Origin of the sequence: Streptomyces sp. NPDC048751 (assembly GCF_043198595.1) — a bacterium.
Taxonomy (GTDB): domain Bacteria; phylum Actinomycetota; class Actinomycetes; order Streptomycetales; family Streptomycetaceae; genus Streptomyces.
On sequence record NZ_JBICUX010000015.1, the window covers coordinates 135,379 to 160,918 of the forward strand.

Annotated in this window: 27 protein-coding genes; 17 read left to right on the forward strand and 10 right to left on the reverse strand. The window is 73.1% G+C overall.

What is annotated here, in order from left to right:
• Positions 1 to 44 precede the first annotated feature (44 nt).
• Positions 45 to 875, forward strand: a complete 831-nt coding sequence (locus ACGFNV_RS37230; protein ID WP_393628795.1) for an acyltransferase — start codon at positions 45 to 47, stop codon at positions 873 to 875.
• A gap of 31 nt (positions 876 to 906) precedes the next feature.
• On the opposite strand, the gene ACGFNV_RS37235 is transcribed toward ACGFNV_RS37230, so the two are convergent.
• The gene (locus ACGFNV_RS37235; RefSeq protein ID WP_393628797.1) at positions 907 to 1,764 is read right to left on the reverse strand and encodes an EamA family transporter; all 858 of its coding nucleotides are present in this window, start codon (positions 1,762 to 1,764) and stop codon (positions 907 to 909) included.
• A 109-nt stretch (positions 1,765 to 1,873) separates the two neighbouring features.
• Between ACGFNV_RS37235 and ACGFNV_RS37240 the strand changes: the two genes are divergently transcribed.
• A complete protein-coding gene (locus ACGFNV_RS37240; RefSeq protein ID WP_393628798.1) occupies positions 1,874 to 2,446 on the forward strand; it encodes a helix-turn-helix domain-containing protein in 573 nt (190 codons plus the stop codon).
• Between the two features lie 27 nt (positions 2,447 to 2,473).
• Entirely contained in the window at positions 2,474 to 3,031 is a 558-nt protein-coding gene (locus ACGFNV_RS37245) for a YbaK/EbsC family protein (RefSeq protein WP_393628800.1), read from the forward strand.
• 2 nt (positions 3,032 to 3,033) lie between these two features.
• Here the strand turns inward: ACGFNV_RS37245 and ACGFNV_RS37250 are convergent, their stop codons facing one another.
• Positions 3,034 to 4,116: a cation diffusion facilitator family transporter gene (locus ACGFNV_RS37250; RefSeq protein ID WP_393628802.1), complete on the reverse strand. Its 1,083-nt coding sequence runs from the start codon at positions 4,114 to 4,116 to the stop codon at positions 3,034 to 3,036.
• Positions 4,117 to 4,195: 79 nt separating this feature from the next.
• Between ACGFNV_RS37250 and ACGFNV_RS37255 the strand changes: the two genes are divergently transcribed.
• Complete coding sequence (locus ACGFNV_RS37255; RefSeq protein WP_166662533.1) at positions 4,196 to 4,555, forward strand: metalloregulator ArsR/SmtB family transcription factor; 360 nt, start codon at positions 4,196 to 4,198, stop codon at positions 4,553 to 4,555.
• 10 nt (positions 4,556 to 4,565) lie between these two features.
• Here the strand turns inward: ACGFNV_RS37255 and ACGFNV_RS37260 are convergent, their stop codons facing one another.
• From ACGFNV_RS37260 to ACGFNV_RS37270, 3 genes are all read right to left on the reverse strand, one after another.
• The gene (locus ACGFNV_RS37260; RefSeq protein ID WP_393628804.1) at positions 4,566 to 5,780 is read right to left on the reverse strand and encodes a 4-hydroxybenzoate 3-monooxygenase; all 1,215 of its coding nucleotides are present in this window, start codon (positions 5,778 to 5,780) and stop codon (positions 4,566 to 4,568) included.
• A 30-nt stretch (positions 5,781 to 5,810) separates the two neighbouring features.
• Positions 5,811 to 7,445 carry an APC family permease gene (locus tag ACGFNV_RS37265; RefSeq protein ID WP_393628806.1) on the reverse strand — a complete coding sequence of 545 codons (1,635 nt, stop codon included), beginning with the start codon at positions 7,443 to 7,445 and terminating at the stop codon, positions 5,811 to 5,813.
• A 155-nt stretch (positions 7,446 to 7,600) separates the two neighbouring features.
• Complete coding sequence (locus ACGFNV_RS37270; RefSeq protein ID WP_393628808.1) at positions 7,601 to 8,008, reverse strand: CoA-binding protein; 408 nt, start codon at positions 8,006 to 8,008, stop codon at positions 7,601 to 7,603.
• A 135-nt stretch (positions 8,009 to 8,143) separates the two neighbouring features.
• On the opposite strand from ACGFNV_RS37270, the gene ACGFNV_RS37275 reads away from it, so the two are divergent.
• From ACGFNV_RS37275 to ACGFNV_RS37295, 5 genes are all read left to right on the forward strand, one after another.
• Positions 8,144 to 8,965 (forward strand): hypothetical protein, encoded by an 822-nt coding sequence (locus ACGFNV_RS37275; protein WP_393628809.1) that lies wholly within the window; start codon positions 8,144 to 8,146, stop codon positions 8,963 to 8,965.
• Positions 8,962 to 9,507 (forward strand): SixA phosphatase family protein, encoded by a 546-nt coding sequence (locus ACGFNV_RS37280; RefSeq protein ID WP_393628811.1) that lies wholly within the window; start codon positions 8,962 to 8,964, stop codon positions 9,505 to 9,507. The genes ACGFNV_RS37275 and ACGFNV_RS37280 overlap by 4 nt, the downstream gene beginning before the upstream one ends.
• Positions 9,508 to 9,543: 36 nt before the next feature.
• Positions 9,544 to 10,170, forward strand: a complete 627-nt coding sequence (locus ACGFNV_RS37285; protein WP_393628813.1) for a YigZ family protein — start codon at positions 9,544 to 9,546, stop codon at positions 10,168 to 10,170.
• Positions 10,171 to 10,265: 95 nt separating this feature from the next.
• Positions 10,266 to 11,429, forward strand: a complete 1,164-nt coding sequence (locus ACGFNV_RS37290; protein ID WP_393628815.1) for an exonuclease SbcCD subunit D — start codon at positions 10,266 to 10,268, stop codon at positions 11,427 to 11,429.
• Positions 11,426 to 14,416: an AAA family ATPase gene (locus ACGFNV_RS37295; RefSeq protein ID WP_393628816.1), complete on the forward strand. Its 2,991-nt coding sequence runs from the start codon at positions 11,426 to 11,428 to the stop codon at positions 14,414 to 14,416. Before ACGFNV_RS37290 ends, ACGFNV_RS37295 begins: the two co-directional genes overlap by 4 nt.
• Here ACGFNV_RS37295 and ACGFNV_RS37300 read toward each other — a convergent pair.
• Entirely contained in the window at positions 14,410 to 14,856 is a 447-nt protein-coding gene (locus ACGFNV_RS37300) for an Lrp/AsnC family transcriptional regulator (protein ID WP_393628818.1), read from the reverse strand. The genes ACGFNV_RS37295 and ACGFNV_RS37300 overlap by 7 nt on opposite strands.
• Positions 14,857 to 14,979: 123 nt before the next feature.
• Between ACGFNV_RS37300 and ACGFNV_RS37305 the strand changes: the two genes are divergently transcribed.
• Both ACGFNV_RS37305 and ACGFNV_RS37310 read left to right on the forward strand, forming a co-directional pair.
• Positions 14,980 to 15,468 (forward strand): rhodanese-like domain-containing protein, encoded by a 489-nt coding sequence (locus ACGFNV_RS37305; protein ID WP_393628820.1) that lies wholly within the window; start codon positions 14,980 to 14,982, stop codon positions 15,466 to 15,468.
• A gap of 184 nt (positions 15,469 to 15,652) precedes the next feature.
• Positions 15,653 to 15,826 (forward strand): hypothetical protein, encoded by a 174-nt coding sequence (locus tag ACGFNV_RS37310; protein WP_393628821.1) that lies wholly within the window; start codon positions 15,653 to 15,655, stop codon positions 15,824 to 15,826.
• Here ACGFNV_RS37310 and ACGFNV_RS37315 read toward each other — a convergent pair.
• Positions 15,820 to 16,527 (reverse strand): NAD(P)-dependent oxidoreductase, encoded by a 708-nt coding sequence (locus ACGFNV_RS37315; RefSeq protein ID WP_393628823.1) that lies wholly within the window; start codon positions 16,525 to 16,527, stop codon positions 15,820 to 15,822. The two genes, ACGFNV_RS37310 and ACGFNV_RS37315, sit on opposite strands and share 7 nt — an antisense overlap.
• A 118-nt stretch (positions 16,528 to 16,645) precedes the next feature.
• Here ACGFNV_RS37315 and ACGFNV_RS37320 point away from each other — a divergent pair, with 118 nt between their 5' ends.
• From ACGFNV_RS37320 to ACGFNV_RS37340, 5 genes are all read left to right on the forward strand, one after another.
• Positions 16,646 to 17,362, forward strand: a complete 717-nt coding sequence (locus ACGFNV_RS37320) for a TetR/AcrR family transcriptional regulator (RefSeq protein ID WP_393628825.1) — start codon at positions 16,646 to 16,648, stop codon at positions 17,360 to 17,362.
• A gap of 75 nt (positions 17,363 to 17,437) precedes the next feature.
• A complete protein-coding gene (locus tag ACGFNV_RS37325; RefSeq protein WP_393628826.1) occupies positions 17,438 to 18,064 on the forward strand; it encodes an RNA polymerase sigma factor in 627 nt (208 codons plus the stop codon).
• Positions 18,061 to 19,119 carry a CU044_5270 family protein gene (locus ACGFNV_RS37330; protein ID WP_393628828.1) on the forward strand — a complete coding sequence of 353 codons (1,059 nt, stop codon included), beginning with the start codon at positions 18,061 to 18,063 and terminating at the stop codon, positions 19,117 to 19,119. Before ACGFNV_RS37325 ends, ACGFNV_RS37330 begins: the two co-directional genes overlap by 4 nt.
• A gap of 152 nt (positions 19,120 to 19,271) precedes the next feature.
• Complete coding sequence (locus tag ACGFNV_RS37335) at positions 19,272 to 19,787, forward strand: immunity 21 family protein (RefSeq protein WP_393628830.1); 516 nt, start codon at positions 19,272 to 19,274, stop codon at positions 19,785 to 19,787.
• Between the two features lie 65 nt (positions 19,788 to 19,852).
• On the forward strand, positions 19,853 to 20,692 hold the full coding sequence (locus tag ACGFNV_RS37340; RefSeq protein WP_393628832.1) for an SDR family oxidoreductase: 840 nt from the start codon (positions 19,853 to 19,855) through the stop codon (positions 20,690 to 20,692).
• Positions 20,693 to 20,735: 43 nt separating this feature from the next.
• On the opposite strand, the gene ACGFNV_RS37345 is transcribed toward ACGFNV_RS37340, so the two are convergent.
• Both ACGFNV_RS37345 and ACGFNV_RS37350 read right to left on the reverse strand, forming a co-directional pair.
• A complete protein-coding gene (locus tag ACGFNV_RS37345) occupies positions 20,736 to 22,427 on the reverse strand; it encodes a DUF885 domain-containing protein (protein ID WP_393628833.1) in 1,692 nt (563 codons plus the stop codon).
• 32 nt (positions 22,428 to 22,459) lie between these two features.
• Positions 22,460 to 22,954: an Lrp/AsnC family transcriptional regulator gene (locus tag ACGFNV_RS37350; RefSeq protein ID WP_393628835.1), complete on the reverse strand. Its 495-nt coding sequence runs from the start codon at positions 22,952 to 22,954 to the stop codon at positions 22,460 to 22,462.
• Between the two features lie 61 nt (positions 22,955 to 23,015).
• On the opposite strand from ACGFNV_RS37350, the gene ACGFNV_RS37355 reads away from it, so the two are divergent.
• Positions 23,016 to 24,215, forward strand: coding sequence for a trans-sulfuration enzyme family protein (locus ACGFNV_RS37355; RefSeq protein ID WP_393628836.1), 1,200 nt, complete (start codon positions 23,016 to 23,018; stop codon positions 24,213 to 24,215).
• Positions 24,216 to 24,217: 2 nt separating this feature from the next.
• Here ACGFNV_RS37355 and ACGFNV_RS37360 read toward each other — a convergent pair whose 3' ends face one another.
• Complete coding sequence (locus tag ACGFNV_RS37360) at positions 24,218 to 25,456, reverse strand: GNAT family N-acetyltransferase (protein WP_393628838.1); 1,239 nt, start codon at positions 25,454 to 25,456, stop codon at positions 24,218 to 24,220.
• Positions 25,457 to 25,540 lie beyond the last annotated feature (84 nt).

The following is a 25,540-nucleotide window of genomic DNA, read 5'->3' on the forward strand; positions in this document are numbered from 1 at the left end:
ACCGTACGCCACCAGTGGGGCGAAGATCACAGGGCTCCGGTCACATGGGCGGGGGACGCGCTGAGTACGGTGAGCGGGTGCCCAAGGACAAGAACACGTTCTCATCATGGCGGCGCCGCCTCGCGCAGCGCGCCGTCCACGCGGGCTGGGCCTGGGTGCAGCGCACGGGCTCGGTGACCGCCGAGCGCCCCGGACGCCTCCGGTTCGGCTCCCTCGGCACGGGGAGCCGGCTCGCCTTCCCGCTCGGCACGGTCTTCGGCGAACCCTGGATCCACCTCGGGGCCCACTGCATCGTCGGGGAACAGGTCACCCTCACCGCCGGTCTGATGCCCGACCTCGACCTCGGCCCGGACCCGATCCTGCGGATAGGCGACGGTGTCGTCCTGGGCCGCGGGTCCCACGTCATCGCGGACACGACGGTCACCATCGGCAGCGACTGCTACTTCGGCCCGTACGTCTACGTCACCTCCACCAACCACTCCTACGACGACCCGCACGAGCCCATCGGCAAGCAGTGGCCGCGGATGGAGCCCGTGGAGATCGGCTCGGGATGCTGGATCGGCACCGGGGCGGTGATCCTGCCCGGCGCGCGCATCGGGCGGAACGTGGTGGTGGCGGCCGGGGCGGTGGTCCGGGGGACGGTGCCCGACCACGCCGTGGTGGCCGGGGCGCCCGCCCGGGTCGTACGCCGCTGGACGCCCGCCGAGGGCTGGCAGCCGCCGCTGCGGACCCCGCCCCCGGTGCCGATCCCCGAGGGCGTCACCTCCGACCAACTGGTGGCGCTGTCGGAACTGGACGAGGAGACCACCGCCAAACTGGCCGCACTCGACGCCCGGGCCGAGGCAAGGCTCCGCGGCCTCGACCTGGAGGCCTGACCCAAGTCGAAGCGGGCCCCGGGTGGTCGGTTCAGCCGGTGGCCAGGAGGAGTGTGCCCAGGAGGGCCAGGCCCGCGCCCGCGGCCTGGACGCCTCGGAGGCGTTCGCTGAGGAAGCCGCGTGCGGCGAGGGCGGTCACCACCGGGTAGAGGGAGGCGAGTACGGCGGCCACGGTGACCGGGCCGTGCTGGGCGGCGACCGAGTACGTGCCGTTGGCGGCGACATCCGCGAGGCCGACGAAGGCGAGCGCCGGCAGTGAGCCCCAGCGGAAGCCGTCCACGGGCAGGGCGGGCGCACCGCGCTTCACGGAGACGTACAGGGCGGCACCGCCCGCGGCCACGTTCGTCACGCGCTGCACGAAGAGAGCGAGGAAGAGGCCGGTGACGGTGGTCGACGCCTCGGCGATCAGCGCGAACACCGTGCCGAAACCGAGGGCCGCGACCAGGGTGAGAAGGATCGTCTGACGCTGCACGGGCGCGCCCCTGAACTGCGGCCCGCCGGCCAGGACCACCCCGGTGACGGCGACCGCGATGCCCGCCGCCTGGAGCAACCCCGGCCGCTCACCGAGTACGAGCCCGACGGAGACCGGGACGGCCACGCTCAGCGTCGCGAGCGGGGAGACCACGCCCATCGGGCCGAGGGCCAGCGCCTTGTAGAAGGAGAAGAGCGCGACCGGCCCCACCAGGCCCGCGGCGAACGCGAACCACAGCCGGGGCCCGGCCTCGCTCCAGCCGCCCGTCGCCACCACGATCGCACCGAGGACGGCCGTGGCCATGCCCTGCGAGACGACGACCACCGTCAGGGCGGGCGTTCGTCTGGTCAGCAGTCCGCCGCCGAAGTCGGCCAACCCCCACAGCAGACTGGTGGCCAGGGCGAAGAACGCGGTCACGGGACGCCTCGCAGTACAGTTCGGTGGATGATCGGGCGCACCTCACCGTAGTGCATCACGATGTACTGCGTCATCTAGAATATTGAACGAACGAGTGGTGGACTCAAACGTGTCGGACCTCGACCTGCTGACCCAGTCCCTGGCGCGCAACGTGAAGCGCTGGCGCACCGAGCGCGGCTTCACCCTGGAGACGCTCGCCGCCCGCGCCGGGGTCAGTCGCGGCATGCTCATCCAGATCGAGCAGGCCCGCACCAACCCCAGCCTCGGCACGGTCGTCAAGATCGGCGACGCCCTCGGCATCAGCATCACCACCCTGCTCGACTACGAGCAGGGCCCCAAGGTCCGTGTTGTCACCGCCGAGCAGACGGTACGGCTGTGGCACACGGAGGCGGGCAGCTACAACCGGCTCCTCGCGGGCACCGAGGCCCCCGGCCCGCTGGAGATGTGGGACTGGCGGCTCATGCCCGGCGAGAGCAGCGCCTCCGATCCGCACCCGGCCGGCACCGTCGAGATCGTCCACGTCAGCGCGGGGGAGCTGACGCTGACCGTCGACGGCGTGGCACACCACGTCCAGGCCGGCGGGAGCGCCACCTTCGAGGCCAACACCCCGCACACGTACGGCAACGACGGCGACGTACCGACGGAGATGGTGATGGCCGTCTCGGTCCCGCCCGTGCGCTGAACCACCCGCCCCGGTTAGCGTGCGGCCATGCGCGCACCCATCGGAGACTTCGACCACGCCACCCCCGCCCCGGACTGCCTGGACGAGCTGACCGCCCCGGTCGCCGACGCCGTACGCCACTGGCGCGGCAGCGTCCCCGCCGAGGAGATCCTCTACGTCGACACCGAGCCGCAGTGGGCCGACACCGCGACCTTCGTGGAGCACTACGGGCGTGACCTGCTGGAGAGGTCGGCCAACTGCGTGGTCGTGGCCGGCAAGCGGGGCGGTGAGACCACGCTCGCCGCGTGTCTGGTCCTGTCCACGACCCGCGTCGACGTGAACGGTGTGGTGCGCCGCCAACTCGGCGCCCGCAAGGCCTCGTTCGCCCCCATGGACACGGCGACCGGGGAGACCGGCATGGAGTACGGCGGCATCACCGTGCTCGGACTGCCGGCCGACTGGCCGGTGCTGGTGGACTCGGCCGTCGTCGACCTGCCGTACGTCCTGGTGGGCAGCGGGCGTCGGCGCGGCAAGCTGCTGGTGCCGGGCAAGGCGTTCGCGGAGCTGCCCGGCGCGGTGGTTCTGGAAGGGCTGGGTGTGGCCTGACCTCAGGCCACCGTGTGGTGGGCCAGCGCCAGATGCGGATCCACCTCGCCCGGCACCGGTGCCGGATCGGCGTGCACCAGGGCGGCGGTGAGGCGGGGAACCGCGTGCAGCAGGGCGTGTTCGGCGTCCACGGCGATGGCGTGGGCCTGCCGTACCGTCGCCTCGCCGTCCACGACGACCGCCACCTCGGCGCGCAGCCGGTGTCCGATCCAGCGCAGCCGCAGCTCGCCCACCTCCCGCACACCCGGGACCTCCCGCAGCGCCCCCTCGGCCCGGTCCACCAGCGCCGGGTCGACGGCGTCCAGGATCCGCCGGAACACCTCGCGCGCCGCGTCCCGCAGCACCAGCACGATCGCGGCCGTGATGGCCAACCCCACGATCGGGTCGGCGAGTTGCCAGTCGAGGGCGGAGCCTCCCGCGCCCACCAGCACGGCGAGTGAGGTGAACCCGTCCGTACGGGCATGGAGCCCGTCCGCGACCAGCGCCGCCGAGCCGATGTCACGTCCGACGCGGATGCGGTAGCGAGCCACCCACTCGTTGCCCGCGAAGCCGACGAGGGCGGCCACCGCCACCGCCGGGACGTGGGCGACGGGACGCGGATCGAGGAGCCGGTCGAACGCGGCCCACCCGGCGAACACCGCCGACGCGGCGATCGTCAGGACGATCACGAGACCGGCCAGGTCCTCCGCGCGCCCGTAGCCGTAGGTGAAGCGTCGCGTCGCCGCACGCCGGCCGAGCACGAAGGCGATCCCGAGCGGTACCGCGGTCAGCGCGTCCGCCGTGTTGTGCACGGTGTCCCCGAGCAGCGCCACCGACCCGGACACCGCCACCACGACCGCCTGCGCCAGCGCGGTCACGCCGAGCACGACCAGTGAGACCCAGAGCGCGCGCATCCCGCGCGCCGAGGACTCCAGGGCGGGGTCGAGCTTGTCGGCGGTCTCGTGGGAGTGGGGGGTGAGGAGATGGGCGAGGCGATGGGTGACTCGGTGCCCGCGGGGTGAGGGGGCGTGGCCGTGTCGGTGAGGTCCGTGCTCATGGCCGTGCGGGTGCTCATGCCCGTGGGTGTGCTCGTGCCGGTCGCTCACGTGGATCCCCTTCCGGTGCTCGCCGTGCTTGCCTGCGCGAAGGTGGACGCGCTCACGCCCACCGGGCCATTATGTGCGTATGAGCGCACGCATGCACCTATCAGCTGCACACCATGCGCACCCGCGCAGCCCCGGCGAGGAGCAGTTCGCGCTCGCCGCGGAAGTCCTCGCCCTGCTCGGCGACCGCACCCGCCTGGCTCTGCTGCACGCGCTGACGTCCGGGGAGGCCGACGTCACCACGCTCACGGAGGCGTGCGCGGCGGCTCGGCCCGCCGTCAGCCAGCATCTGGCGCGGCTGCGGCTCGCGGGCCTGGTGGACACGCGGAAGGAGGGCCGCCGGGTGATCTACTCCCTGCGCGACGGCCATCTGCGCCGACTGGTCGACGAGGCGCTGAACGTGGCGGACCACCGGCTCGGCGACCAGCCGCTGCACGACTGACGGGGCCGGGTCAGAAGCGGGTGGCCGTGCCGAGGTACTGCTCCGCGAAGGCCGCGGCCGCGGTGGGTGAGGTGAACAGGCGACGCAGCCGGGCGAGGGTCGTCCCGGCGCGGAACGGATCGCCCGCGGAGCTGCCGTGGTACAGCTCCGAGAGCCACTGCGAGAACTCCTGGTAGTCCCATACGCGCCGCAGGGCCGCCTCCGAGTAGCCGGTGAGTCCGCTGTCGTCGCCCGAGGTGAGCCGGGTGACCAGTGCGTCCCCGAGGAGGAACGCGTCGTGCAGGGCGAGGTTCATGCCCTTCGCGGCGATCGGGGCGATCAGGTGTGCCGCGTCACCGGCGAGGAACAGCCGCCCGAACGCCATCGGCTCGACGACGTAGTCGTGCATGTCCAGCACGCGTTTCTCGATCAGCCTTCCCTCCGCGAGCGGTGCGGCGCCGGCGGCGCCGAGCCGTTCCCGGAGCTCGGCCCAGACCCGGTCGTGCGGCCAGTTCCCCGGGTCGTCGCCGGGCGGGCACTGGAGGTAGTAACGGGTCACCTCGGGACTGCGGGCCATGTGCCCGGCGAACCCGCGCGGATGCGCCCCGAAGAGCACGCAGTCGGACGAGGGCGGTGCCTCGGCGAGCAGCGCCAGCCAGCCGATGCCGTAGTCGTGCCGCGCGACACGGACCCGCTCCGGCGGCAGCGCGGCCCGGCTGACCCCGCGCGCCCCGTCCGCGCCGACGACGAAGTCACAGCGCAGCAGCCGCCGTCGACCCGTCTCCGGGCAGGTGTACGACACCGTCGGCCGGTCCGTGTCCAGGTCGTGCGGCTCGACGTCGCGCACCGAGAAGCGGGCGTCCCCGCCCCGCACGTCGACGTACTCGCGCACGAGGTCGGTCACCAGCAACGGCTGCGGGTAGACGAAGTGGTGACGTCCCGTCAACCGGCCGTAGTCGAAGCGGTACCGCTCGCCGTCGAAGCGGAACTCGCACGCGGTGTGCGGCTGGGCGCGCTCCAACAGGTTGTCGGCCAGGCCGCGGCGCTGGAGTTCGCGTACGGCCCATTCCTCGACGACCCCGGCGCGGGGGCGGTTCTCGATGAACTCGCGGGTCTCCGTCTCCAGCACCACGCAGTCCACCCGCGCGCCCCGCAGGACGGCGCCGACGGTGAGACCGGCCGGGCCGGCGCCCACTACGACGACCGGAACACGCTCTGGGGAGGGGGAGACGGAGGTGGGGGGCACCCGCACATTATGGGTGCCCCCTCACGGGTGTCAGTGCGCCGGTGCCTCCACGACCGTGACCTCCTCGATGCTCCGCTCGATGTCCTCCGTGCGGGACGCGGACGCCTTCGCCCAGTAGTAGATCGCCAGTGAGAACACGGCGATGACCAGAATGTCCCACCACAGGCCCAGATGCCCCTGGCCGCCGAAGCCGCCCTGCCAGGAGATCAGCCCGAGGCCCAGCAGGTACACCGGCAGCCATCGCGCCGCCTTCCAGTCGAGGCGCGGCGCGTCCGGGAGGCCGGCGCTGACGGCGTACCAGGCGTACGCGCCCAGCAGCACGTAGCCGATGAGGATGGCCACGCCGAGCCGCCACAGCGTCTCCCAGCCGGCCCAGTAGACGATGAGGTTGGCGACCACGAACGACAGCGGCGCGACCACCTTGCCGCCGGGCAGCCGGTACGGGCGCTCGCGGTGCGGCAGCCGGTCGGCGAACACGCCGTACGCCAGCGGCGCACCCGCGTACATCAGCACGCTCGCCGAGGTGATGAAGCCGACCAGTTCCTGCCAGCTGGGGAACGGCAGGAAGCAGACCACGCCGGTCACGAACGAGACGATCAGGCCGAACCAGGGCACGCCCCGCTTGTCGGTGCGGGCGAACACCTTCGGGGCGTAGCCGTTGCGGGCGAGGCCGAAGGAGACGCGGGAGGTGGCGGTGGTGTAGATCAGGCCGGTGCCGCCGGGGGAGATCACCGCGTCGACGTAAAGCACCACGCTGAGCCAGCCGAGGCCCACCAGGGTGGCCAGGCCCGCCCAGGGACCGCTGATTCCCTCGAAGTGCAGCTTGGCCCAGCCCCCGGCGAAGGCGGAGTGGGGGAGGGCGGCGATGAACACCACCTGGAGCAGCACGTAGACGACCGCGCCGATGGCGACCGAGCCGAGGGTCGCCCGGGGCAGGTCCCGCTGGGGGTCCCGGCTCTCGCCGGCGAGCTGGATCGCCTGCTCGAAGCCGAGCAGGGCGAAGATGATGCCGCTCGAACTGATCGCGCTCAGCACGCCCTTGGCGCCGAACGGCGCGAAGCCTTCCGAAGTGAAGTTGGCCGGGTGGAAGTTGCCCGCCGCGATCACGAAGATGGCGACCAGCGGTACCGCGATCTTCCACCAGGTGGCCGCGCTGTTCGTGTGCGCGAGCACGCGGACGCCGAGGAAATTGACGGCCACGAAGACCGCCATCAGCAGGAGGGCGACCACGAATCCGGAGGCGGTGAGGGTTCCGTCGGTGTGCTGGAAACCGTGCGCCCAACTCCAGTGGCCGGCGTAGCCGATCATCGCCTCGACCTCGATCGGTGCGACGGTCGCCGCCTGGAGCCAGGAGAACCAGCCGAAGGACATGCCGGCCAGCCCGCCGAACGCGTAGTGCGGATAGCGGGCCGTGCCGCCCGCGACCGGGAACATCCCGCCCAGCTCCGCGTGGACCAGTGCCAGGAGCACGATCGCCACGGCCCCGATCACCCACGACACGATCGCGGCGGGACCGGCCACCACGACCGCCTTCTCGGCGCCGTACAACCAGCCGGAGCCGATGATGGATCCGACCGAGGCCCACATCAGGCCGATCAGTCCGACATCCCGGCGCAGGCCGCCCGGGCTTCCCTTGACGTCTGGAATTCGGTCGACGCTTACCATTTCTTAAGGCGCCTCTCATGAAATTCATGAAATTCACGCGGACGTCGCCTGCCGTGAATCGGAGCGCTCAGATTAGGAACGTAAAAGCGTCAACTGAAGAGTGCGGGGGGAATCTTGACCTGTGTGCGGGTATTTCCTGGATGACTCTTCAGGAATCAACCCAGCCGGGGAATCTCGATGGCCGGGCAGCGGTCCATCACCATCTCCAGGCCGGCGGCGCGGGTGCGGTCGTAGGCGTTCGGATCGATGACGCCGAGCTGGAACCACACCGCCTTCGCGCCCTTGGTGACGGCCTCGTCCGCGACGGCTCCCGCGAGGTCGCTGTTGACGAACACGTCGACGACGTCCACCGGGAAGGGGATGTCCGCGAGGGAGGCGTAACCCTGCTCTCCGTGCACCGTCTCCGCCTTCGGATGGACCGGCACGATCCGCTTGCCGAAGCGCTGGAGCACCTCCGCGACGCCGTAGGCCGCGCGCCGCGGGTTCGTCGACAGGCCCACCACCGCCCAGGTGTCGCCCAACCCGGTGAGGATCCTGCGGACCGTTGCCTCGTCGCCGTACACCGGCGGCCTCCTCTGATCGGAAGGGAGCTGAAGGCGCCCATGGTCACGGGTGCCCACCCGGTCAACAGCGTCGGACGCGTCCTGATTCCGTGCCGTCGTCCTGCGGACGGCCCTCCGCCCGCCTACGCTCACCCCGTGCTGCGCATCATCGACGCCCGAACCGGCGAACCCGTCCCCGCCGCCCCCGTCCGCCGTGGCCTGGCCCGAGTCGAGGTCCACGCCCCGGGGCACGGTACCGGCGCCCTGCGCGTCCTGCTCGTCGCCGACCTGCTCGTCCGCGCCCTGGAACTCGGCGGCACGCCCGTGGTGGCCCTGCTGGCCGGTGGCCGGGAGCGGGCGGAGCTGCGGGCGGCGGCGGCCGCTCTCGGCGTCCGGCCGTTCGAGGAGGGCCCGGAGCTCGCGGGCGGGATCGGGTCGGCCCGCGCCCTGCACGTGGTGGGGGAGGCCGACACGGCGGGGGGTGCGGTGGCGCCCGTGCTCCCGGACCAGGCCGGGGACGCCGTGGCGCCCGTGCTCCCCGAGGAGGGTGGGGACGCCGTGGCGCCCGTGCTCTCCGACGAGGTCCGGGTCGCCGTCGCGCCCGTGGTCCCCGATGCTCCCGTGGCGTCGGACGCCGACCCCGCCGTCCTTCGTCTCGCCCTGCTCTCCCACCATCACCGCGAACCCGTACCGCTCGACGCGGAGGGCCTCGGCGCTGCCCGCGACACCCTCGCCCGCTGGCGCCGTGCCGTCGCCGAGTGGGCGCGGCGGCCCTCGAAGCCGGTGCCGGAGGACGTGAAGGAACGGCTCCGTACGGCCTGGGAGGACGATCTGGACGTACCAGGGGTCCTGGGAGTCCTGCGGTGGGTGGAGGAGGCCGGGCCGGAGCTCCCGGACGGCGCCCGCTTCGAGACGTACGCGTACGCCGATCGGCTCCTCGGCCTCGAACTCACCCGCGACCTGGGAGCCTGGGCATGACCCCGCGCGCGGGGGCGGGACCGCTGCGCCGCCTGGTCGTGCTGCGGCACGCGAAGTCCGCCTGGCCGGAGGGCGTCCCCGACCACGAACGTCCGCTCGCCCCGCGCGGCCGCCGGGACGCCCCGGCCGCCGGACGCGCGCTCGCCGAGATCGACTGCCTCCCCGATCTCGCCCTGTGCTCGACGGCCACACGCGCGCGTGAGACCTGGGAACTCGCCTCCGCCCAGTGGGGGACCCCGCCGCCGGTCCGCCACGATCCTCGGCTGTACGCGGCCGACGTACCGGAACTGCTGCAGGTCGTGCGGGAGGCGCCCGCCCAGGCGGCGACGCTGCTGCTGATCGGGCACAACCCGGGCCTCGAGGAGCTGGTCCTCGACCTCGCCGGGGACGGCCTCGACAACCTGCTGGACGAGGTCCGCCTGAAGTTCCCGACCTCCGCGATCGCGGTCCTCACCTGGCGCGGCACCACCTGGCGCGACCTCACCCCCGGCACGGCGCTGCTGACCTGGATGGCCGTCCCCCGGGGGAAGAAAGGCGGCTGATCCGGCCGGGGGTCTGTCTGACACTAGGCTGGCCGGATGCAGGACGAGTACCGCACCGTCGCCCGCGCGGGTGTGCACGAGACCGAGGTCAACCGCTCCCGCTTCCTGTGCGCGCTCGCCCCGGCGGCCACCGAACAGGAGGCGCAGGACTTCGTCGCGGCCGTCCGCAAGGAGCACGCCGACGCCTCCCACAACTGCTGGGCCTACGTCATCGGCGCCGACGCGGCCGTCCAGAAGGCCAGCGACGACGGCGAACCCGGCGGCACCGCCGGCGTCCCCATGCTCCAGATGCTGCTGCGCCGCGACATGCGCTACGTCGTCGCCGTCGTCACCCGCTACTACGGCGGGGTCAAGCTCGGCGCGGGCGGCCTCATCCGCGCCTACGGCGGCGCCGTGGGCGAGGCCCTCGACGCGCTCGGCACCCGCACCCGCCGCCGCTTCCGGCTCGCCACCGTGACCGTCGACCACCAACGCGCCGGCAAGCTCCAGAACGACCTCCGCACCACCGGCCGCGACGTACGTGACATGCACTACGGCGAAGCGGTCACCCTGGAGATCGGCCTCCCGGACGCCGACGTGGACACCTTCCGCGCCTGGCTCGCGGACGCCACCGCGGGGTCGGCGGGGTTCGAACTGGGAGGCGAGGCGTACGGGGACGCCTGAAACGGACATAAGTGGTGTTTCTGTGAACCCTTATGACGGGGCGATACGGGAGTAACCGCCCGTGGTGTCGGACCCGGCCGTTAGTCTCGGGGATCATGAGATTGCTGCACACCTCCGACTGGCACCTCGGCCGGGCGTTCCACCGCGTGAACATGCTCGGTGCCCAGGCCGAGTTCATCGGTCGTCTCGTCGCGACCGTGCGGGAGCGTGAGGTCGACGCGGTGGTGGTGTCGGGGGACGTGTACGACCGGGCCGTGCCGCCGCTCGCGGCGGTCGAGCTGTTCGACGACGCCCTGCACCGGCTCGCCGACCTCGGGGTGCCGACGGTGATGATCTCAGGGAACCACGACTCGGCGCGCCGCCTCGGGGTGGGCGCCGGGCTCATCGGCCGGGCGGGCATCCATCTGCGGACCGAGCCGTCCGCGTGCGGGACGCCGGTGGTGCTGGCGGACGACTTCGGCGACGTGGCCTTCTACGGGCTGCCGTATCTCGAACCCGCCCTGGTGAAGAACGAGTTCGGGGTGGAGAAGGCGGGGCACGAGGCCGTGCTCGCCGCCGCCATGGAACGGGTCCGCGCCGACCTCGCCACGCGCGCGCGGGGCACCCGCTCCGTCGTCCTCGCCCATGCCTTCGTCACCGGCGGCGAGGCCAGCGACAGCGAGCGGGACATCACCGTCGGTGGCGTGGCCGCGGTGCCCGCCGGGGTGTTCGACGGCGTCGACTACGCGGCGCTGGGCCACCTGCACGGCTGCCAGACCATCACCGAGCGCGTGCGCTACTCCGGCTCGCCGTTGCCGTACTCCTTCTCGGAGGCCGAGCACCGCAAGACCATGTGGCTCGTCCACCTGGACGCCGACGGGGCGGTCAGCGCCGAGCGGATCGACTGCCCCGTGCCGCGCGCCCTGGCCCGGCTGCGCGGCACGCTGGAGGACCTGCTCGCCGACCCGGAGCTGTCGCGGTACGAGGAGGCGTGGGTCGAGGCCACACTCACGGACGCCGTCCGTCCGGCCGACCCCATGGCCCGTCTCATCGAGCGCTTCCCGCACACCCTCAGTCTCGTCTTCGCCCCGGAACGGGCGCCGGACGACCCCGACGTGTCGTACGCCCGACGACTCGCGGGCCGCAGTGACCAGCAGATCGCCGAGGACTTCGTCACGCATGTGCGCGGCGCCGGTCCCGACGCGCGGGAGCAGGAGGTACTGCGGGACGCCTTCGACGCGGTCCGCGCGGACGACGCGGTGCGGGAGGTGGCGCGGTGAGGCTGCACCGGTTGGACATCACCGCCTTCGGCCCCTTCGGCGGCTCCCAGAGCGTCGACTTCGACGACCTGTCCGCCGCCGGGCTCTTCCTGCTGCACGGACCGACGGGCGCCGGGAAGACGTCCGTTCTGGACGCCGTGTGCTACGCCCTGTACGGCTCCGTGCCGGGAGCCCGGCAGAGCGGCCAGGGCCTGACCCTGCGCAGTGACCACGCCGCCGCCGGCACCCGCACCGAGGTGACGCTCGAACTGACCGTCGCGGGGCGGCGGTTGGAGGTCACCCGGCAGCCGCCCTGGGAGCGGCCCAAGAAACGCGGCTCGGGGACGACGCTGGACAAGGCCCAGAGCTGGCTGCGCGAGTACGACACCACGGCCGGCGCCTGGAAGGACCTCAGCCGCTCCCACCAGGAGATCGGCGAGGAGATCACCCAGCTCCTCGGCATGAGCCGCGAGCAGTTCTGCCAGGTCGTGCTGTTGCCCCAGGGCGACTTCGCCCGCTTCCTGCGCGCCGACGCCGAGGCCCGCGGCCGCCTGCTCGGCCGGCTCTTCGACACCCAGCGCTTCGCCGAGGTCGAGAAACGCCTCGCCGAACGCCGACGCGTCACCGAGGCCCGGGTGCGTGAAGGGGACGCCGAACTGCTCGCCGACGCCCACCGCATGCAGCAGGCCGCGGGCGACGCCATGGAACTGCCGGACCTGGCACCGGGGGAGCCGGGACTCGCGGAGGCGGTTCTCACCGCGGCCGCCGTCGCCCGAAGCACCGCACGGGAGCAGCTGACCATCGCCCACCGTGGCCGCGCCGCCGCCGAGGCCGCCCAGGCCGCCGCCGAGCGCGCCCTGTCCGACGTACGCGAAGTGGCCCGGTTGCAGCGGCGGTTCGCCGAGGCGCGGGAGCGGGCGCAGCGACTCGAGGAGCGGGCCGACGCCCACCGTGAGGCGCAGACGCGCATGGAGCGGTCCCGCAAGGCGGAGGCGGTGGCGCCGGCCCTGGAACTGCGCGAGGCGGCCGAGGCCGAGCATCGCAGGGCCACCGACGCCGAGGCACGCGCGCGTGCCCTGCTCCAGGACGCTCACGCGGACGCCGGTGCGAGCGGACTCGCCACCGCGGCCCGCCGTGCCGCCGAGGAACTGGGCGGCCTGGAGTCGGCCCGCCGCGCCGAACAACGCCTCGCCCGACTGGTCGCCGAGCGCGCCGACCTGGACCGCCAGGAGCGCGCCGACGAGGAGGTCCTGGCGGAGACCGAGGGCTGGCTCGCCGGGTGGGACGCGACCCGCGCGGGCCTCCAGGCCCGGATCGAGTCCGCCCAGGAGGCCGCCACCCGGGCCGAACAGCTCGCCGTACAGCGCGAGCCCGCCCAGAAGCGGCTGCGCGCGGCCCGGCTGCGCGACCAGCTCGCCGGGGACACCGAGGAGACCCAGCGACAGGCTCTCGCCTCCGAAGAGCAGGCACTGCGGGCCAAGGAGCACTGGCTCGACCTGAAGGAGCAGCGCCTCGACGGCATCGCCGCGGAACTCGCCGCCCACCTCACGGACGGCGAGCCCTGCGCGGTCTGCGGCGCCACCGAACACCCCGCCCCCGCGCGCAAGGACGCCGGGCACGTCGACCGCGAGGCCGAGGAACAGGCCCTCGCCGCCCACCAGCGCGCGGAGGAACGGCACGCCGAGGACGTACGGCGCCTCGGCGTCGTACGGGAAGCACTCGCCGCCGCCACGGCCGAGGCCGGTGACACCCCGACCGACCGGCTCGCCGACGAGGCCGAGGAGCTGGAACGGCTCCACGCGCAGGCGCGCCGGGACGCCTCCGGACTGCACGCCGCGCACGAGGAGCTGCGGCGGGCCGAGCAGGAGCACGAGCGGCGGACCGCCGACCGGCAGCAGGCCGCGCTCTCCACGGCGACCAGGACCGCCCGCCGGGACACCCTGGAGCGGGAACGGGACACGCTGGAGGAGGAGTTGGCGCAGGCCCGCGGCGCTGCGGACAGCGTGGCCGCGCGGGCCGCCGAGCTGGAGCGGCAGGCGTCCCGGCTCACCGAGGCGGCCGACGCCGTGCGGGCCGCCGAGGAGAGCGCCGAGCGCCTCAAGGCGGCCGACGGGCGGCTCGCCGAGGCCGCCTACCGCGCCGGGTTCGAGACTCCGCGGGCCGCGGCGGCCGCGCTCCTCGACGACACCGCCCACCGCGAGCTGCAGCGGCGCCTCGACGCCTGGCAGACCGAGGAGAGCGCCGTACGCGCGGTCCTCGCCGAGGCCGACACCGCGGCCGCCGCCGAGCAGCCGCCCGCCGATCTCGCCGCGGCGGAACGGGCCGCCGCCGACGCGGCCGCCCGGCTGCGTACCGCCACCTCCGCCTGGGACGCGGCCGCCCGCCGCTGCACGGAGCTCGACGGGCTCTCCGCGCGCGCGGAGACCGGCGTACGGCGCCTCGCGCCGCTGCGCGAGGAGTACGACCGCGTGGCCCGCATGGCCTCCCTCACCGCGGGCACCTCCGCCGACAACGAGCGCAGGATGCGGCTGGAGTCGTACGTCCTGGCGGCCCGCCTGGAGCAGGTGGCCGCCGCCGCGACCGTCCGCCTGCGGCGCATGTCGTCCGGCCGCTACACCCTCGTCCACTCCGCCGACCGGGCCGGCCGCGGCCGCAGCGGCCTCGGGCTGCACGTCGTCGACGCCTGGACCGGCCGGGAGCGCGACACGGCCACGCTGTCGGGCGGTGAGACCTTCTTCGCGTCGCTCGCCCTCGCCCTCGGGCTGGCGGACGTCGTCACCGACGAGGCCGGCGGGGTCCAGCTGGACACGCTCTTCATCGACGAGGGCTTCGGCAGCCTCGACGACCAGACCCTGGACGAGGTCCTCGACGTCCTCGACTCCCTGCGCGAACGCGACCGCAGCGTGGGCATCGTCAGCCATGTCGCCGACCTGCGGCGGCGGATCCACGCCCAGCTGGAGGTCGTGAAGGGCCGCTCGGGGTCGGTGGTGCGCCAGCGCGGTCAGTGACCCAGCGGGCGGCGGGGGAGCGGTGAGGAGTAGACGACGCTGGTCGTGACCGACCCCAGCGCGCCGATCTTGCCCGACACTTCCTCCAGGTGACGCATCGACCGGGCGGTGACCTTGATGACGAAGCAGTCGTCGCCGGTCACATGGTGCGCCTCCAGGATCTCCGGCGTCACGGCGACGAGGTCGTGGAACGGCTTGTAGTTGCCGTTCGGATAGCGCAGCCGCACGAACGCCAGGATCGGCAGGCCGAGCCGCTCGGGGTCGACGACTGCCGCGTACCCCTGGATCACCCCGGCCTCCTCCAACCGCCGCACCCGCTCGGTGACCGCGCTCGGGGACATCGAGACGGCCCGGGCCAGCTCGGCGAAGCTGGCCCGGCCGTCCCGCTGGAGGACGTCGAGGATGCGCCAGTCGGTGGCGTCCGGGGAAAACGCGGTCATGGGACGGGAATAGCAGGGGAATCCCCGGCTGAGCAAGTGATGCGCCGGGGAACGCGCCTTCAGGCGGACGCTCACCGATCGTAGATTTCTGATCATCGAGACACCCGAGTGAAAGGCCGGACCATGAGCCTCAGCACGACCACGACTGCCGCGAACCCCGTCCTGCGCGTGGCGCCCGCCGCCCCGGCCGATGCCGCCGCCCACTTCCGCGCCAGTCTCGTCTTCCACGCCGACGTCTCCGACGTCGCCGCAGCCCTCGCGGCCGACGGCGACCACGGTTTCGTCGTCCTCGACTCCCGCTCCACCGCCTCCTGGGACCAGGGCCACATCCCCGGCGCGGTCCATCTGCCGACCGCGCTCATCCCCGGGCAGGCCGAGCAACTCCTCGACAAGAACGTCCCGGTGGTGACGTACTGCTGGGGCCCCGGCTGCAACGGCGCGACCCGCGCCGCCCTCGCCCTCGCCGAACTCGGCTACCAGGTCAAGGAGATGCTGGGCGGCTTCGAGTACTGGGCCCGCGAGGGCTTCGAGTTCGAGACCTGGCAGGGCCGCGAGCGCCGCGCCGCCGACCCGCTGACGGCGCCGGTGGACGCGGAGGACTGCGGCTGCTGACGGGCGACCGGGATGTCAGCGAACTCCTGCCATGCTCGGTCATGACCGATGACGTGCTCGACTACGCACTGCCCGGGCCCTTCACGACCCTGGACGCGAACCAGTTCCCGCTCATCGAGGGACTGCCCGACGACCCCGTCGGCATCTGCGCCGCGCCTGGGGGCCGCACGAGATCAGCGGCAACGTGGTCCGCGACCTCGCCGCGCTCTGCAAGCAGGAGACCCTGAACTGGGACGAGTGGGGCCGCATGACCGCGGCCTACGAGGGCAGCACCGGCCCCGATTACGACCAGCTGATCGACGCCCGTGGGGGAGTTCATGACCTCCCCCACGGGCGACTGCGCCGCGGCCGTCAGTAGCCGATGGTGAAGCGGCGCTGGACGAAGCGGGGCAGTTCCACCTCGTCGATCAGGGCGACGGCCGCGTCCTCCACCGAGATGCGGCTGCGGCCGTCCGCGTCCAGGACCGGCTGGTCGCCACCGACCCTGAAGCGTCCGGTGCGCTCGCCGGGAGCGATCTCCTCGGCGGGGCTGAAGTAGGTCCACAGCCGGTTCGACGTCCGCAAGACGTCGAGGGCGTCACGGTGGCCGCGTACCGCCGCGGCGTATTCGCGGGGCAGCCCGATCTGGTCGAGGGCGGTGTGCAGCAGTTCGTCGGAGTCGGCACGCACCACTCCCGGTTCGATCTCGAGGCTGCCGGCGCCGCCGATCACGATGAGCCGGGTGCGAGGGTGGCTCTCCAAGGCCTTCAGCAGGGCGCGCGCCGCTCTGGCGTAGACGGTGGGGTCGGCGATCGAACGCCGCACGGTGTCCGCGAGGTCCGTGGCGGCGTTGCCCGGCTGGAACCCGCTGATGAGGACGTCGAGGCCGGGCAGGACTCCGGCGATGCTCTCGGGGTCCAGGACGTCGACGCTCGCCCAGGTGACGTTCTCCCGCCGTTCCTCGCGCTGCGCCTGCGCGGCGTCCCGACTGAATCCCTTGACGAGGTGGCCGCGGTCGACGGCCTCCGTGACCACCCGGCTGCCGATGGTCCCCGTGGCTCCGATGACTCCGATGTGCATGGTTCTCCCCTGTGCATGCAGACATGGGACGCCACCTCTGAGGTGACGCCGTGCGGAAACTATACGGCGTGAAGTTTCGTTACGGCGATAAGTAAAATGACGCTGTAGAGTGTCTGCTGTGACAGTCACGGGCAGCAGGGGACGGCGCGAGCGCCTACGGGCCGAGACCACGGCGGAAATCAAGAAGGTGGCGCTGACCCTGATGGCCTCGGGCGGGCCGGACGCCATCACCCTGAGGGCCATCGCCCGCGAGATGGGCATGACCGCCAACGCCATCTACGGCTACTTCGCGACCCGGGACGACCTGGTCACCACGCTCATCAACGACTTGTACACCGCCTTGGCCGACGCCGTGGACACCGCCTGGGAGGCCACTCCCGCCGCGGAGCCCGCCGTCCGGATCGAGGCATGGGCCACCGCCTTCCGGACCTGGGCCCTGATGAACCCCCAGGGCTTCCGGCTCATCTACGGCGACCCCGTCCCCGGCTACCAGGCTCCCGAAGGCGGCCCCGCCCCGGACGCCGCCCGCCGGGTCTGCACGGGACTCACCGCGCTCGCGGCGGCCGCGTGGCCCCACGCCCGGCACCTCTACGAGGACAGCGCCTTCGACTGGTCCGACTTCGCCCCCGGGCTCCTCGCCAAGGTGCGCCCCGCCTTCCCCGACCTGCAGCCCGCGACCGTCGCCCTCGCCCTGCGCATCTGGGGTCGCCTGCACGGCCTCGTGTCACTGGAGGTCTACGGCCACATGGCCACCCAGACCAGCAGCCCCGACAAGCTCTTCCAGGAGGAGCTCGCCCAGCTCGTAGGGACGCTGGGCATCCCGCGCCGGAGCTGAACCGCGGCGGCGTTCGTCGACCGGTCCGTGACGCAGACCACAGGAACTCCTCCCGGGTCGCGGAGAGAAGTGGTCGTGAGGGACTCAGAAAACGAGGTACGCCGTCGCGTGCGCGAGGGGGACCGTGAGGCGTTCGCCCAGCTGTACGAGGAGTTCGCCCGTGCCGTGTACAACCACGGGCTGCGGTTGACGGGCGACTGGTCGACGGCCGAAGAGATCATGTCCGAAACGTTCCTGACCGCGTGGCGGACCCGCGCCCGTGTCCAGGAGGAAGGCGGCACCCTGCTGCCCTGGCTGCTGGGCATCGCCACCCACAAGGCGGACAACGCCCGCAGGGGGCTGCGCAGACGGCAGTTGTTCCTGGCGCGTCAGCCACAGCCGCGTGCGGAGGAGGACTTCGCGCCCAGGACGGTCGGGCGGATCGACGACGCGCGGCGCCTGCGTGCCGTGCAGGCCGCGTTGGGCCGGCTGCGTCGACAGGAGCGGGAGGTGCTGGCCCTGTGCGTGTGGTCCGGCCTGGACTACCAGCAGACGGCGGAGGCGCTGGGCATCGCCGTCGGCACCGTGCGCTCCCGCCTCTCGCGCGCCCGTAAGAAGCTCGCCCGGCTCGCGGAAGAAGACCGGGAACTGCCCACCGCCCGCGGAGAGATGACAAGTGCGGCCGCGATCGCGGCCCTGCCCGTACGGGAGGAGCTCACATGAACGACAAGACCACCGGCGCTTCCCCGGAGCGGCATGGCGACCGCGAGGAGATCGCCCGCCTGCTGCCGGCCCCGGCCGACTGGGACCTCCCGCGCGAGCAGCACCTTCGACACAAGGACCTGTTGATGCACCACATCGACCGCGACCAGGCCACCTCCGCGCGCCCTGCCCGCACGGCCCGTCGTCTCCTGCGGCCCGCGCTCCTGGCGCCGGCGACCGCGCTGACCCTGGCCTGCGCGCTGGCCGCGGGAGCGGCCCTGCACGGCGGCGACCACAAGCCCTCCGGCACGGCGTCGCACGGCGCGGCCACGGACATGCGGCCCGCCGCGGCGCTGCTGGACCGGATCTCCGTGGCCGCGGAGAAGAACGCCACGCCCACCGTGCGGGACGACCAGTTCGTCTACACCCGGGAGAAGGCCCGCGGGGCCGATCTGACCAGCGGCAAGGCCGTGCTCGGCCCGCTGATGGACCGTGAGGTGTGGTCCGCGCAGGAGCCGGGCCCCCTGCACAGGCTCGGCCTGGTCCGGGAGGACGGTGAGACCTACCCCATCAACGCCGAACTCGGTGACACGGGCGGTACCCCGGCCGGCATCAACCGGCCCACCTACAGCTGGCTCCGCTCCCTGCCCACCGACCCCGACGACCTGCTCGCCTACCTGTACGCCAAGACTCCGGCCGCGCAGGGCCGCGAACGCGACCAGGCGGTGTTCGAGCAGATCGGATCCCTGCTCGGCGGGGTGATGCCGCCCCGCACGGCGGCGGCCCTCTACCGCGCCGCGGCGAAGATCCCCGGCGTCACCCCGGCCCCACAGGCCCGCGACGCGCTCGGCCGCCGTGGCCTCGGCATCGCCCGCGACGACACCCGCTACGGCATCCGGACCGAATGGGTCTTCCACGAGACGGACTTCACCTTCCTCGGCTCCCGCAGCTACCTGACCAAGGACACCCCGTACGGCAAGGCCGGAACCCTGCTCTCCAGCGTGGCCGAGCTGGCGCACGGCGTCGTCGACAAGGCCGGGCGACGACCGGCCGACGCGGAACGGACCACGGCGTAGGGCCTGTTGCGAAGGTGGCGCCTGCCGCGCGACGCCCGGCACGCACTCTCGCCGCACGTCATTTCGCTGAGCGGTGATCCGGTCGGCGGGCGCGGGAAGCGTGCTCCACCGGGTTGCGAGGTGCGGCCCCCTCGCCTGTAGGTTTTTGCGCCATGGTGAGATACGCGGAACCGGGCGCGGCGGAATGGGTGGAGTCGGGCGGCGGGCCGCTCATCGCGGTGCCCGAGGCGGTGCTGCCGTTCTGGGCGGGCGCCGACGGGGAGGAGGCGGCCTCGGACTACGACCGGGCCTGCGAGGTGGACGGCTTCATCGGGCTGCTGCCCGTCGGGGACAGCGCGGCGCTCGTGTTCGGCGACGAACCGGCCTCCACCACGTACCTCCCGGACCAGGGCACGTTCGTACGGTGGGCCGCCGCCGACTCCGAGGAGGAGCTCCTCGCCCAGGTCCCGACGGCGCTCGAGACGGCCCTGTGGGAGCCGGAGGTCCGCTGGAGCGTCCCCGGCCCGGTGCTCCTGTTCGACGCCGCCTGGCCCGGCAACGACTCCACCCGCACCGACCACGTCAGGGTCGCCCTGGCCCCCGGCCGCTACGCCGTCCGCGCGGCCAACGTACAGCCGGGGCCGGAGACTTGGCTGGGACTGGTGCAGATCACGAAACTGGCGGACTGAGCCGGCGCGCGGGCGCCGTGAAAACCGAGTGCGTCGCCCGCTCCAGCCGCCCATCATGGGTGCCCATGCCCCTCCTCCCGCACCCCACTCCCGAACACCTCCGCCGGGACCCCCTGCCCCTGCGCCGCCGGACCGCTCTGGTCACCGGGGCCAGCAGACGAGCCGGGATCGGGCACGCGGTGGCGCGGCGGCTCGTCGCGTACGGGGCGAGCGTGTACCTGCACCACCATGTGCCGCACGACGCCGGGATGTCCTGGGGCGCCGACCGGCCCGAGGAGGTGACCGCCTCCGTCCGCGCGGCACAGGGCGACCCCCACGCGCTCGTCGTCGCGGGGCCCGGCGACCTGTCCGACCCGGCGGTGCCCGCCGAGCTCGTCGCCACCGCGGCCTCGGCGCTCGGCGGACGGCTCGACATCCTCGTCGCCAACCACGCCCTCAGCGGCTCCGACGGCACCCTCGACGAGATCGACGCGGCGATGCTCGACGCCCACTGGGCCGTCGACACCCGCTCGGTGCTGCTGCTCGTCCAGGCGTACGCCCGAGCGCGTACCGCGGAGCCCGGGCCGGGCGGGCGCGTGGTGATGATGACGTCCGGGCAGGACATCGCGGGCGGCATGCCGGGCGAGATCGCCTACGCCCTCCAGAAGGGCGCCCTCGCCTCGATCACCCGCTCCCTGTCGACCACGCTCGCCGAGCACGGCATCACGGTGAACACGGTCAACCCCGGCCCCGTGGACACCGACTACCTGACCGGCGAGGCCTACGCGGGTGTCGCCGCCCGCTTCCCCGCCGGCCGCTGGGGCATGCCCGACGACCCGGCCCGCCTCATCGCCTGGCTGGCGACGGACGAGGCGGGCTGGATCACGGGGCAGGTGATCGACTCGGAGGGCGGGTTCCGGCGCTGACCGGCCGACCGGCCCATCACTGACCGGCCGGTCCGCCGGTCGGTCAGAGCGCGGCCAGCTCGTCCACCAGGTCGTCCAGGCCCAGCGAGCCCTGCGACAGTGCCGCCATGTGCCACGCCTTCAGGTCGAACGCGTCGCCGTGGCGCTCGCGCGCCTTCTCCCGGCCCAGCAGCCAGGCCCGTTCGCCGATCTTGTAGCCGATGGCCTGGCCCGGGATCGTGAGGTAGCGGGTCAGTTCACTCTCCACGAAGTCCGCCGAACGGCTGCTGTGCGCGCCGAAGAACTCCTGGGCCAGCTCGGGAGTCCAGCGCTCGCCCGGGTGGAAGGGGGAGTCGGCCGGGATCTCAAGCTCCAGGTGCATGCCGATGTCGACGATCACCCGCACCGCCCGCATCATCTGCGCGTCCAGATAGCCGAGCCGCTGCTCCGCGTCCGTGAGGAAGCCCAGCTCGTCCATCAGCCGCTCCGCGTACAGCGCCCAGCCCTCGGCGTTGGCGCTGACCATGCCGACCGTGGCCTGGTAGCGGGAGAGGTTCCCCGCCACGTGCACCCACTGGGCGAGCTGGAGGTGGTGCCCGGGGACGCCCTCGTGGTACCAGGTCGAGACGAGGTCGTAGACCGGGAACCGGGTCTGGCCCATCGTCGGCAGCCAGGTGCGGCCGGGTCGCGAGAAGTCCTCCGACGGCGGCGAGTAGTACGGAGCCGCCGCGCCACCGGGCGGCGCGATGCACGCCTCCACCTTCCGCACCCGCTCGGCGAGGTCGAAGTGCGTGCCGTCGAGGGACTCGATGGCCTGGTCCATCAGGCCCTGCAGCCACTCCCGTACCTCGTCCACGCCCTCGATGTTCCGGCCGTGCTCGTCGAGGTGCGCGAGCGCCACCCACGGCGTCGCGGCGCCGGGGAGGACCTTCTCCGCCTCCTTCTCCATCTCGGCGAGCAGGCGGTGGTACTCGGCCCAGCCGTACGCGTACGCCTCGTCCAGGTCGAGGTCCGTACCGTTGAAGTAGCGCGCCCAGCGGGCGTAGCGCTCCCGCCCGACCGTGTTCGGCGCGCCCTCGGTCGCCGGCGCGTACACCGTACGCATCCAGTCCCGCAGCTCCACGACGGCCGCGGTCGCCGTGCGCGCGGCCTCGTCCAGCTCGGCGCGCAGGGATTCGGGTCCGGCGGCCGCGAAGTCCTCGAACCAGCCGCGGCCGGACCCGTCGGTGTCCGCCCACTCGGAGAGCTGCTCGACGAACGTGGCGGTCGGGCGCGGCGCCGCCAACAGCTTGCGCTCCAGGCCGAGCGCCAGGGACGCGCGGTAGCCCGCCAGCGCGGTCGGCACCGCGCGCAGCCGCTCGGCGATCGCCGCCCAGTCCTCGTCGGTCTGCGCGGGCGTCACCGTGAACACCTCGCGGACGCTGTGCGCGGGCGTGGCCATGTTGCCGACCGCGCGCAGGCCCTCCTCGGCGTCGTGCACGGCGAGTTCGGCGGTGAGCCGCTCGCGCAGCAGGCGTGCGCAGCGGCGCTCGATGTCACTGTCCGCGCCGGGTCGGCGCTCCGCCTCGTCGAGCCGCGCGAGGGTCGTCCGCGCGAGCTCGGCGATGGCCTCCTGTCCGGCCGGTGAGAGGTCGGGGAGACGGCTGGAACTCTCCCGTACGCCGAGGTAGGTGCCGGTGACCGGATCGAGGGCGATGAGCTCGTCGACGTAGGCGTCGGCGACCTCACGGGGCAGCGGGCTGTTGGTCTCTGACATGCGGACCATCCTCGTACGAGGGGTCGCGGCCGTCACCCGGATTGCGCCGACGGCGTAGCGGGCGGCAGCAGCGGTCCGCACTCCCACTGCTGGAAGATCAACCGGGTCTCCACGCGGGCCACTTCCCGCCGCGCGGTGAACTCGTCCAGGACCAGTCGTTGCAGGTCCGCCATGTCCGCGACCGCGACATGGACGAGGTAGTCGTCGGGACCGGTCAGGTGGAAGACGGTCCGCGCTTCCGGCAGCGCCCGGATCCGCTCCACGAACGGCCCGACCAGCTCCCGCCGATGCGGCCTGACCTGCACGGACAGCAACGCCTGCAACCCGCGGCCCAGTTTGGCGGGATCGACCCGCAGCCGATGCCCGAGTATCACGCCGGCCCGGCGCAGCCGGCTCACGCGGTCCAGGCAGGTCGACGGCGCCACCCCGATCTGGGCGGCGAGGTCACGGTAGGTCGTCCGGGCGTCGTTCTGCAGCAGCCGCAGCAGCTGGAGATCCACCGGATCCAGTACGACGGATTCGGTCATCGGCCGAACGTAGCACGTCACTCCGCCGATCAGATCCGGTCGGTGTTCACCCTTTCCGACCATGGACTCAGTCTCAGCGAGCACGCACACGTACGACGAGGTACGCAGCACCACGGTGAGAGCACCCCGCGCACTGGCCACCGAGGCCGTGCACGCCGGGCGGGACGACCTGGCGGGGCAGGGCCTGCACGCCCCGCCGATCGACCTGTCCACCACCTATCCCTCGTACGACAGCCGGGGCGAGGCCGCCCGCATCGACGCCTTCGCGACCACCGGCGCCGAGCCGGACGGACCGCCGGTCTACGCCCGACTGGGCAACCCGACCGTCGCCCGCTTCGAGACGGCCCTGGCCCGCCTGGAGGGCACCGAGAGCGCGGTCGCGTTCGCCAGCGGCATGGCCGCGCTGACCGCGGTCCTTCTCGTACGGGCCTCCCTCGGCCTGCGCCATGTCGTGGCCGTGCGCCCGCTGTACGGCTGCAGCGACCACCTGCTGACCGCCGGACTGCTCGGCTCGGAGGTGACGTGGACCGACCCGGCCGGGATCGCGGACGCGCTGCGCCCGGACACCGGCCTGGTGATGGTCGAGTCCCCGGCCAACCCGACCCTGGCCGAAGTCGACTTGAGGGCCGTAGCCCACGCCTGCGGCACCGTGCCGCTGCTCGCGGACAACACCTTCGCCACCCCGGTGCTCCAGCGCCCCGCCGAGCAGGGCGCGCGGCTGGTGCTGCACAGCGCCACCAAGTACCTCGGGGGGCACGGGGACGTGATGGCGGGGGTGGTGGCCTGCGACGAGGAGTTCGCCGGGCGGCTGCGGCAGGTGCGGTTCGCCACCGGCGGGGTGCTGCATCCGCTGGCCGGATACCTGCTGCTGCGGGGCCTTTCGACGCTGCCGGTCCGGGTGCGGGCCGCCTCCGCGAACGCCGCCGAGCTCGCCCGCCGGCTCGCCGCCGACCCGCGCGTCACCCGCGTCCACTATCCGCGCATCGGCGGCGCGATGATCGCCTTCGAGGTGGCCGACGACCCGCACGAGGTCATCGGCGGCGTCCGCCTGATCACTCCCGCGGTGAGCCTCGGCAGCGTCGACACGCTCATCCAGCACCCGGCCTCGATCAGTCACCGCATCGTCGACGCGGACGACCGCAAGGGAGCCGGGGTGAGCGACCGGCTGCTGCGGCTGTCGGTGGGCCTGGAGGACGTCGAGGACCTGTGGGCCGACCTGGACGGGGCATTGGGGGTGCGGCAGCCGGTGTCCCGGGGCTGAGCTCAGTCCCGTACGAACCCTTCCGAGAGCTGGTCCGACGGCTGCCCGGAGCCGACCGCCGTGGTGTCCAGACGGGCCGTGACGACGAGGGTGCCCTCCTCGATCTGGTAGTCGAGGGGCAGACCGAGGCCGCGCATCGCTGCGACCATGCCGGTGTTGGACGACTGCGTCACGGCGTACACGCTCGCGCACTTCGCCTCCACGGCCATCGCGACCAGCCGGGAGAGGAGTTCGCCGCCGAGACCGCGGCGCTGCCATTCGTCCTCGACGAGCAGCGCGACCTCCGTCTCGTCGCCGTCCCACAGCAGATGGCCCAGGGCGATGACGCGGCCGGAGGCGGTCCGTGCCGCGAGGGTGCGGCCGAAGCGCGGGCTGAGCAGATGGCCGAGGTAGCGGTCCGCGTCCCCGACGGGACCGTTGTAGCGCATGGCGAGGGTGCGCGCGGAGCAGCGCTCGTGCATCGCCTTCGCGGCCTCGAGATCGCCGGTGTCGGCCCGGCGGATGGTGATGTCGCTGCCCTCGGGCAGCGTCAGCACGTCGTGGCTGCGCGGGACACGCGGGCCGAGGCGGGCGTCCAGCTCGACCAGGGCGCGCGCCCGCGCGAACTCGGTCGGGGTGAACGGCAGATAGGGCCGCTCCACGGTGATGACTCCGCCTTCCGGCGCTCGCAGCCGCATCACGGTGTCCTCCAGGACACCCTCCACCGGCACACCCTCCGTGCCACGTCCCCCGCCCGGGGGCTGCGCGGGCAGTGAGCGGATCGTGCACCTGCCGAGCAACTGCCTCAGCGCCAACGGGAGTTCCGCCGCGTCCAGCGCGGTCCGGGTGGCAAGGCCCAGGATCCGGGTCGGTGCGTCCACCAGGTCGTGGGCGTCGGCCCGCTCGATCCAGGTGCCGGTGCCGCCCGCGAGCGACACCGCCCGCGCGATCTCGTCGGCCGCGAGAGTGCCGGGGGCACGCAGCAGGAACTCGTCGACGGTGTCGGCGCCGAGCGGATGCGTCTGGAGGCTCAGGATGTCGACCCGGTGGCCGGCGAGGGCCGTGCACAGCGCGGCCAGCGAGCCCGGTTCGTCCCGCACCGTCGTCCGCATCCGCCACAGGCCGCTCTCCCCGGCCGGGGGCCGGGCGCCGGTATCGCTCTTCGGTGGGGCGTGGCCGTGGCGGCGTGACCACCATGTGAAGAAGCCCGTCGTGGCGGCCAGGGCGACGGTCGAGATCAGGAGCAGGGTCACATCGGACATGCCTACAGTCATACGCCCACTGTGAAGGAAGGGTGTTGCGTGATCACGAACGCTTTGTGACTGATGGGTAAAGCGTGCTTCTGT